Origin of the sequence: Streptomyces sp. NPDC002054, from assembly GCF_040296685.1 — a bacterium.
Taxonomy (GTDB): Bacteria; Actinomycetota; Actinomycetes; order Streptomycetales; family Streptomycetaceae; genus Streptomyces.
The window spans coordinates 24,737-32,619 of the sequence record NZ_JBEOXT010000062.1 but is presented as its reverse complement, the minus strand read 5'-3'; the positions used below and the strand labels follow the sequence as shown (position 1 = coordinate 32,619).

Below are 7,883 nucleotides of genomic sequence, written 5' to 3'. Positions count from 1 at the left end.
TCCTCGACCGCGTCCACGGTCGCGTCCTCGATCGCGTCCTCGGTCGAAACCGAGGTCGAGACCGAGGCAGCAGCCCCGGGCGCCGGCGCAGACCCGGCCGGGGGCCTGGCGGCCCTGGCCGCGGCCGGAGGCCCGGCCGCAGGCGCAAACCCGGCCGGAGGCCCGGCCGCCGAGGCCACAGGCCCGGGCGCCGGCGGCCCGGCTGCCGTCGCAGACCCGGCCGGCGGCCCGGCCCTGGCCGCAGGCCAGGCCGCGGCCGGCCCGGGCGGAGCCCTGGGCCAGGGCGCCGACGGGGTCCGGGGCGAAGCCCCGGTTTCGGGAAGGGGCGGGGTGGGGGATCAAGCCCCGCAGGGCCAGGACCACCAGCTCCCCGCCTTCGCCGTCGACCCCACCGCCATGCCCGCCGCCCACAACAGCGCCTGGTTCGCCGCCCCCAAGGCCCCCCAAGCCGCATACGAGGGCGGCTACAACCCCCAGTACGTCGAAGGCCTCGAGCCCACCCCGGTCCTCCCCCCGACCGGCCCGGACGACAACCCGCAGCCCCATCCCCCGGCGGAAGCCAACGGCATGCTCCCCGGCCCCCGCGCCGAGGACGAGCGCCCCGGAGTCGAGACCGCCGACGAGCACGAGTTCGCCGAAGCCGCGTACAAGGTGCTCCGCATGCTCATCGACGAGCACGGCAACTTCCCGACCCCCGAGGCGCTCGACATACACCTCGCCGACGGCTACGGCGTCACCCACCCGCGCAGCGCCTCCCTGCTGCGCCGGATGATGCCGCAGCTGCGCCACCGCTACCAGGTCGAGGCCGAGGCCGAACACATCGCCTGAGCCCAGCCCGCCCAGCCCACGCACAAGGGCCCGCACCCCGTCCCCGGGATGCGGGCCCTCACGCATACGAACTACGGCGAACTACACGGCCAGCAGCTTCCGCACCCGGTCCGCCCCCACCGCCAGCAGCAGCGTCGGCAGCCGCGGCCCGGTCTCCCGGGTCACCAGCAGCCGGTACAGCAGCGCGAAGAACTCGCGCTGGGCGACCTTCAGCTCCGGCGTCGGCTTGGCGTCCGGCTCCAGGCCGGCCATCACCTTCGGCACGCCGTAGACCAGCGTGGTCAGCCCGTCCAGCGACCAGTGCGAGTCCAGGCCCTCCAGCAGCAGCCGCAGCGATTCCCGCCCGGCCTCGTCCAGCGAGGACAGCAGCTCGACGTCGGCGGCGTCCCGCACCAGCGTCCGCTGGTCGGCCGGGACCTGGGTGGTGATCCAGTTCTCGGCGCGGTCCAGCCGCGGCCGGACCTCGTCCAGGGAGGCCAGCGGCCGGTCCGGCTCCAGCTCCGACAGGATGCGCAGGGTCTGCTCGTCGTGCCCGGCGGTGACGTCGACGACGGACGCGAGCGTCCGGTACGGCATCGGGCGCGGGGTGCGCGGCAGCTCGTGCGACGCAACCCGCACCGCCCGCGCATGCGCGGCGGCGTCGGCCGGCAGTACAGAACCGTCGGCGACCTTGGACTCCAGCTTGTCCCACTCGTCGTAGAGCCGCTGGATCTCCTGGTCGAAGGCGATCTTGAAGGACTGGTTGGGCTTGCGGCGCGCGTACAGCCAGCGCAGCAGCTGCGGCTCCATGATCTTCAGCGCGTCGGCCGGGGTCGGGACCCCGCCCTTGCTGGAGGACATCTTGGCCATGCCGCTGATGCCGACGAAGGCGTACATCGGGCCGATCGGCTGCTCGCCGCCGAACAGCGGCACGATCTGCCCGCCGACCTGGAAGGAGGAGCCGGGCGAGGAGTGGTCGACGCCCGAGGGCTCGAAGATCACGCCCTCGAAGGCCCAGCGCATCGGCCAGTCGACCTTCCAGACCAGCTTGCCGCGGTTGAACTCCGACAGCTTGACGGTCTCGGTGTACTCGTCCTCGGTGCAGACGTACGTCAGCTCCGTGGTCGCGTCGTCGTACGCCGTGACCTTGGTGAAGTCCTTGTTGCAGGCCCCGCAGTACGGCTTGTACGGGAAGTACTCCGTGCCCTCGACGCTGCCGTCGTCCTCGCCGGCCGCGCCCGACCCCTCGGCGGCCTCCAGCTCGGCCTCGTCCACCGGCTTCTGCGACTGCTTCTTGCCGCCGCCCGGCTTCTGCTTGGTCCGGTACTGCGCGAGCACGGCGTCGATGTCACCGCGGTGCTTCATCGCGAACAGCACCTGCTCGCGGTAGGCGCCGGCGGTGTACTGCTCGGTCTGGCTGATCGGGTCGTACTCGACGCCCAACTCGGCCAGCGCCTCCACCATGGCGGCCTTGAAGTGCTCGGCCCAGTTCGGGTACGCCGAGCCCTCGGGCGCCGGGACGGAGGTCAGCGGGCGCCCGATGTGCTGGGCGTGCGACTCCTCGGTGACCCCCGGGATGCCCTTGGGCACCTTGCGGTAGCGGTCGTAGTCGTCCCAGGAGATCACGTGGCGCACCTGGAACCCGCGGCGGCGGATCTCGTCCGCGACCAGGTGCGGGGTCATGACCTCGCGGAGGTTGCCCAGGTGGATGGGGCCGGAGGGGGAGAGTCCGGACGCGACGACGACAGGTTTGCCGGGTGCTCGGCGCTCCGCCTCGGCGATGACCTCGTCCGCGAAACGGGAGACCCAGTCGGTCTCGGTGCTGCTCTGAGCCACGACACGTCCTTCTATCTCAAATGCTGGCGTCAGCCTTACCAAAGGCCATTCTCCCAGACGGAGGGAGCCGCTCCGGGGTTGCTTTATCCCGCGAAACGCGAAGCCCTCCCATGGGATACTCCTCTTTCGTAGGAACACCCCATGCTCACCGCATGCTCAAACCCTGACAGGAACGGCAGCTCATGGCCTCGGTCCCTTCCCTCGCTTCGAACGTCAATCAGCGCGTCGCGGACGCACTCGTCTCCGCTCTGCCGGAGGCCGGTGCCGCCGACCCGCTGCTGCGACGAAGCGACCGGGCCGACTTCCAGGCCAACGGCATCCTGGCGCTCGCGAAGAAGGCGAAGGCCAACCCGCGTGAGCTCGCCACGACCGTGCTCGCCGGCCTGGACAAGGGCGGGGTCATCGGGGAGATCGAGGTCTCCGGCCCCGGCTTCCTCAACATCACGATCACCGACCGGGCGATCATCGAGACGCTGGCCGCGCGGGCGCTCGACGACCGCCTCGGAGTCCCGCTCGCGCAGAACCCGGGCACCACGGTCATCGACTACGCCCAGCCGAACGTGGCCAAGGAGATGCACGTCGGCCACCTCCGGTCCGCCGTGATCGGCGCGGCGATGGTGGAGATCCTGGAGTTCACGGGCGAGAAGGTGGTCCGCAGGCACCACATCGGCGACTGGGGCACCCAGTTCGGCATGCTCATCCAGTACTTGCTGGAGCACCCGCACGAGCTGGACCACAAGTCGGACCAGGAGGTCTCCGGCGAGGAGGCCATGTCCAACCTCAACCGCCTCTACAAGGCCTCGCGCGCCCTGTTCGACTCCGACGAGGAGTTCAAGACGCGGGCCCGGGCCCGGGTGGTGGACCTCCAGGCGGGCGACGAGGAGACCCTGGCGCTCTGGCAGCGGTTCGTGGACGAGTCGAAGATCTACTTCTACTCCGTCTTCAACAAGCTGGACATGGACATCCAGGACCCCGACGTGGTCGGCGAGTCCGGCTACAACGACATGCTGGTGGAGACCTGCCGGCTGCTGGAGGAGTCGGGCGTCGCGGTCCGCTCCAACGGCGCGCTGTGCGTGTTCTTCGACGAGTACAAGGGCCCGGACGGCAACCCGACCCCGCTGATCGTGCAGAAGTCGGACGGCGGCTTCGGCTACGCCGCGACCGACCTCTCCGCGATCCGTGACCGGGTCGGCAACCTCGGCGCGACCGAACTGATCTACGTGGTCGACGCCCGGCAGTCCCTGCACTTCAAGATGGTCTTCGAAACGGCCCGCCGGGCCGGCTGGCTGAACGACGAGGTCAAGGCCGTGCAGTTGGCCTTCGGCACCGTCCTCGGCAAGGACGGCAAGCCGTTCAAGACCCGTGAGGGCGAGACGGTCCGGCTGGTGGACCTGCTGGACGAGGCGATCGACCGCGCGACGGCCGTGGTCCGGGACAAGGACAAGGATCGTGGCCTGCTCACCGAGCAGGAGATCGTCGAGAACGGCCGGCACGTGGGCATCGGCGCGGTGAAGTACGCCGACCTGTCGACCTCGGCCTCCCGGGACTACAAGTTCGACCTGGACCAGATGGTCTCGCTCAACGGCGACACATCCGTCTACCTCCAGTACGCGTACGCCCGTATCCAGTCGATCCTGCGCAAGGCGGGCGACGCGAAGCCGGCCGCACACCCGGAGCTTCCGCTGGCTCCGGCCGAGCGCGCGCTGGGCCTGCACCTGGACGGCTTCGGCGAGCTGATCGCCGACGCGGCCAAGGAGCACGCCCCGCACAAGCTGGCCGCGTACCTGTACCAGCTGGCCTCGTACCTGACGACCTTCTACGACCAGTGCCCGGTCCTGAAGGCCGACACCCCCGAGCAGGTCGAGAACCGCCTCTTCCTGGTGGACCTCACGGCCCGCACCCTCAGCAAGGGCATGTCCCTCCTGGGCATCCGGACCCCCGAGCGCCTCTGACCGAGCCGGATCGGTCACGAACGGCGTTGGCTATTCGTGACCGAATTTGGCTGTGCGAATGACTCATTCCTGCCTAGCGTGAACACGTTCAAACGCTAGGGGTGGGCCGGGCGCGTATGCCCGGTGCCATGGGGAGGGAACAGAGTGAAGCTCAAGCGCGTGGCCCTGGTCGCCGCCGCCGCGGTGGCCGGGCCGACCGTACTGATGTCGTCGCCCGCGATGGCGGACGACAAGCAGCCTGCGGTCGTGGTCCCGGACACGGCACCGAAGGAAGACAACGCGACGCCGGACGCCAAGCCCGCGAAGCCGGAGGCCAAGCCGGCGCCCAAGGCGGAGTCGAAGGCCGAGACGCCCGACAAGGAGGAGTTCGACTCCTCCCACGAGGGCCTCCTGATGGGCCCCGAGATCGAGGTGCAGGGCATCCCGAAGGCCGGCTTCAAGCCCGGGGGCGACTGGACCCGGCTGACCGTCCAGGTCGACAACACCGGGCACGTCGCCGTGCCCAAGTTCACGCCCAGCCTGGCCGTCATGCAGTGGGACGACAAGTTCAAGGCCTCGCACGTCAAGGTCGAGCGCCTGGTCAAGGACGCATCGGGCAACCGCGTCTGGACGCCCGTCCAGGCCGTGCGCGCCGAGGAGTACGGCCCCGCGCTCCTCTACCCGCTGGGCACCACGGCCTCCGTGGCCAAGAACCAGGTCTACGGCGTGGACGTGCGGATCCGGTTCACCGCCGACGTCCCGGTGGAGCTGTTCGAGATCTCCGCGGACGGCGTCAGCCGCAGCGGCGGCAAGGTCAACCACTCCCCCTCCGCCTGGTACGAGACCCGGATCGTCGGCGCGAAGGGCGACACCCAGGGCCCGACCGTCGTCCAGGGCCCGAAGCTGACCGTGAACGGCGTCCCCGAGGGCATCGTCGCGGGCGACAACGCCTGGACGAACCTGTCGGTCCGCGTCGACAACACCGGCAAGCAGGCCCTGAAGCGGTTCGACGCCGGGCTGGTCATCGCCCGCCCGGACTGGGTCCCGATGAAGGCCTCGCAGCTCACGGTCGAGGTCTACAGCGCCGACAAGCAGGGCCGGAAGGGCTGGCACCGGGCGGAGATCCGGGACGAGAGCGAGGGCTACTTCCTCGGCATCGACCTGGCCGGCGGCCCGGTCCCGGCGGGCAAGTCCTTCGAGGTCAAGATCCGGGTGAAGTTCTCCGCGAAGGCCAAGCCCGGCGACCTGGTCTTCCGCGCCTTCGGCTTCGCCGAGGGGGACCCGGAGGGCAACACCTGGGTGGAGTCCCGCTCCAAGGGCGTGCTGTCGAAGCTCCTGAAGGCCGGCACGAACACCGGCAACACCGGCAACACCGACAACGGCAACGGCAACGGCGGCAAGGACACCGACCCCCAGACCCCCGCCCCGACGCCCACCCCCACCCCCACTCCCACCCCCGCGCCCAACGACCCCGCCCCCCAGGGCGGCAACAACGGCGAACTCGCCGCCACCGGCGCCGACCCGGCCACCAGCTGGGCGCTGGCCGGCGCGGGCGTGGCCGTGGCCCTGGGCGTGGCCCTGGTCGCCGGCACCGGCCGCCGCCGCCGCACCACCGCCTGACCGCTCGACCGTCGGCCCCGCCACCCGCCCGGGTGGCGGGGCCTCCCGTTCCCACCACGGGCGGCAGACGGGCAACTATCGTGGGAGACGTCCGACACCGGGAGGCCCTGGAAATGACGTCCGCAACGCCCGCTCCCCGCCCGGTGCCGCCGATGCCGGAGTACACGCCAAAGGCACTGCGTGCCGCCATAGCGGCCCACACGCCGGCGCTGCTGCCCGATTTCGATGCCGCCTGGCGGCGACAGATCGCCGACGCATACGACATCGGCCCGGTCCCCGCGTTCATGGCCCGGTGGTGGGGCGAGTATGCCCTCGCCCGTGACCCGGAACTCGACCGGCACGTAACCGAGCTCGAAAGCCGGGCCGCCGAGGCCACCGACGCCGAGACCGCACGCAAGCTTCTCGACGAGGCGTCCCGTATCCGGCACGAGCTTCGGGACCTGGAGCCCGGCGAGTGAGCGATGAGTTCACCGGGCCGCCGTGGGCCGTGGACTACACCCATGACGCCGAGAAGTACCGACTCAGCCTTGCCAGCGGTCCGCTTGAAGCGTTCCGGGAGGCCGTCTTCGAGCTACTGACCGCCCGCCACCCCTATCGGACCGACCACGTCGAGCCCGCCCGGTCCACCGTCCCCCGGGGTCCCCACATCGCGTACTTCGACAGCAACCGGGGCTGGCTCCGGTTCACGTTCCTGCCGCGGGTGGCCGAGCCACAGATCGTGGTCGAGGAGATCTTCTGGCAGTGACGGCCTGTCACCCGTACGGCTCGATTCGGGCCGTACGGCCCGGGTAGGGGACGGCGCGTCCTTCCCCACGCACACCCGGAGGCCCCGTGCCCGACAAGAACGGCCCCTACAAGGCCGGCACCCCCTGCTGGATCGACCTGATGGTCCCCGACCCGCAGGCGGCGATCGACTTCTACAGCGACCTCTTCGGCTGGGCCGGGGAGATCGGCCCGCCGGACACGGGCGGCTACGCCGTCTGCGAGCTCAAGGGCAAGCCGGTCGCCGGGATCATGGCGGCGATGAACCCGGACGGAACCGTGCCCGACCCGCTGCCGCCGGCGGTCTGGACGACGTACCTGTCCACAGACAGCGTGGAGGCGACGGAGAAGGCCGTCCGGGACGCGGGCGGGCAGGTGATGATGCCCGGTATGGACGTCATGGACCTCGGCCGGATGGCGGTCCTCACCGACCCGCAGGGCGCGGTCTTCGGGGTGTGGGAGGCCGGGGAGTTCTACGGCGCCGGAATCGTCAACGAGCACGGCGCGCTGATCTGGAACGAGCTCAGCACCAACGACACCGCCGGCGCGTCGGAGTTCTACGGTCGCGTGCTGCCGATGACGTTCGTGCCGTCCGAGATGGAGGGCGCCGGGGGCTACACCGAGTTCCAGGTCGACGGGCGGGCGGTCGGCGGGATGATGAGCCTGGAGAAGGCCCCGCCGGGGACGCCGCCGCACTGGCTGCCGTACTTCAACGTGGACGACCCGGACAGCATCACCGCGGCGGCGGAGCGGGCGGGCGCGAACGTGCTGGCGCCGCCCTTCGACATGGTGGCGGGACGGATGGCCGTCCTGGCCGACCCCCAGGGCGCGGTGTTCGCCGTCATCGCGGCGACGGAGCCCGAGCCCCCGGTGTGACGGCGGTCGGGACGGAGTGACGGGGCGCACGGGGAACGATCTCCCGGTGCG

6 protein-coding genes and 1 pseudogene are annotated in these 7,883 nt (G+C 70.9%); 6 read left to right on the top strand and 1 reads right to left on the bottom strand.

Annotation, left to right across the window (positions count from 1 at the left end; genetic code table 11):
* A pseudogene (locus ABT123_RS35610) lies at positions 1-828 on the top strand (hypothetical protein); the annotation flags it as partial.
* Between the two features lie 81 nt (positions 829-909).
* Here ABT123_RS35610 and lysS read toward each other — a convergent pair.
* Positions 910-2,643 (bottom strand): lysine--tRNA ligase, encoded by a 1,734-nt coding sequence (lysS, locus tag ABT123_RS35605; RefSeq protein WP_351322394.1) that lies wholly within the window; start codon positions 2,641-2,643, stop codon positions 910-912.
* Positions 2,644-2,825: 182 nt separating this feature from the next.
* Here lysS and argS point away from each other — a divergent pair, with 182 nt between their 5' ends.
* From argS to ABT123_RS35580, 5 genes are all read left to right on the top strand, one after another.
* Positions 2,826-4,595 carry an arginine--tRNA ligase gene (argS, locus tag ABT123_RS35600; protein ID WP_351322392.1) on the top strand — a complete coding sequence of 590 codons (1,770 nt, stop codon included), beginning with the start codon at positions 2,826-2,828 and terminating at the stop codon, positions 4,593-4,595.
* A gap of 144 nt (positions 4,596-4,739) precedes the next feature.
* Positions 4,740-6,194 carry a hypothetical protein gene (locus ABT123_RS35595; protein ID WP_351322390.1) on the top strand — a complete coding sequence of 485 codons (1,455 nt, stop codon included), beginning with the start codon at positions 4,740-4,742 and terminating at the stop codon, positions 6,192-6,194.
* A 113-nt stretch (positions 6,195-6,307) separates the two neighbouring features.
* On the top strand, positions 6,308-6,652 hold the full coding sequence (locus tag ABT123_RS35590; RefSeq protein WP_351322388.1) for a DUF6247 family protein: 345 nt from the start codon (positions 6,308-6,310) through the stop codon (positions 6,650-6,652).
* Entirely contained in the window at positions 6,649-6,939 is a 291-nt protein-coding gene (locus ABT123_RS35585) for a hypothetical protein (protein WP_351322386.1), read from the top strand. Before ABT123_RS35590 ends, ABT123_RS35585 begins: the two co-directional genes overlap by 4 nt.
* A gap of 86 nt (positions 6,940-7,025) precedes the next feature.
* Entirely contained in the window at positions 7,026-7,832 is an 807-nt protein-coding gene (locus tag ABT123_RS35580; protein ID WP_502971160.1) for a VOC family protein, read from the top strand.
* Positions 7,833-7,883 lie beyond the last annotated feature (51 nt).

Bases quoted from the DNA above. Each gene is read 5' to 3' on its own strand.
- argS (WP_351322392.1), top strand. From the start codon at position 2,826: ATGGCCTCGGTCCCTTCCCTCGCTTCGAACGTCAATCAGCGCGTCGCG.
- ABT123_RS35590 (WP_351322388.1), top strand. From the start codon at position 6,308: ATGACGTCCGCAACGCCCGCTCCCCGCCCGGTGCCGCCGATGCCGGAG.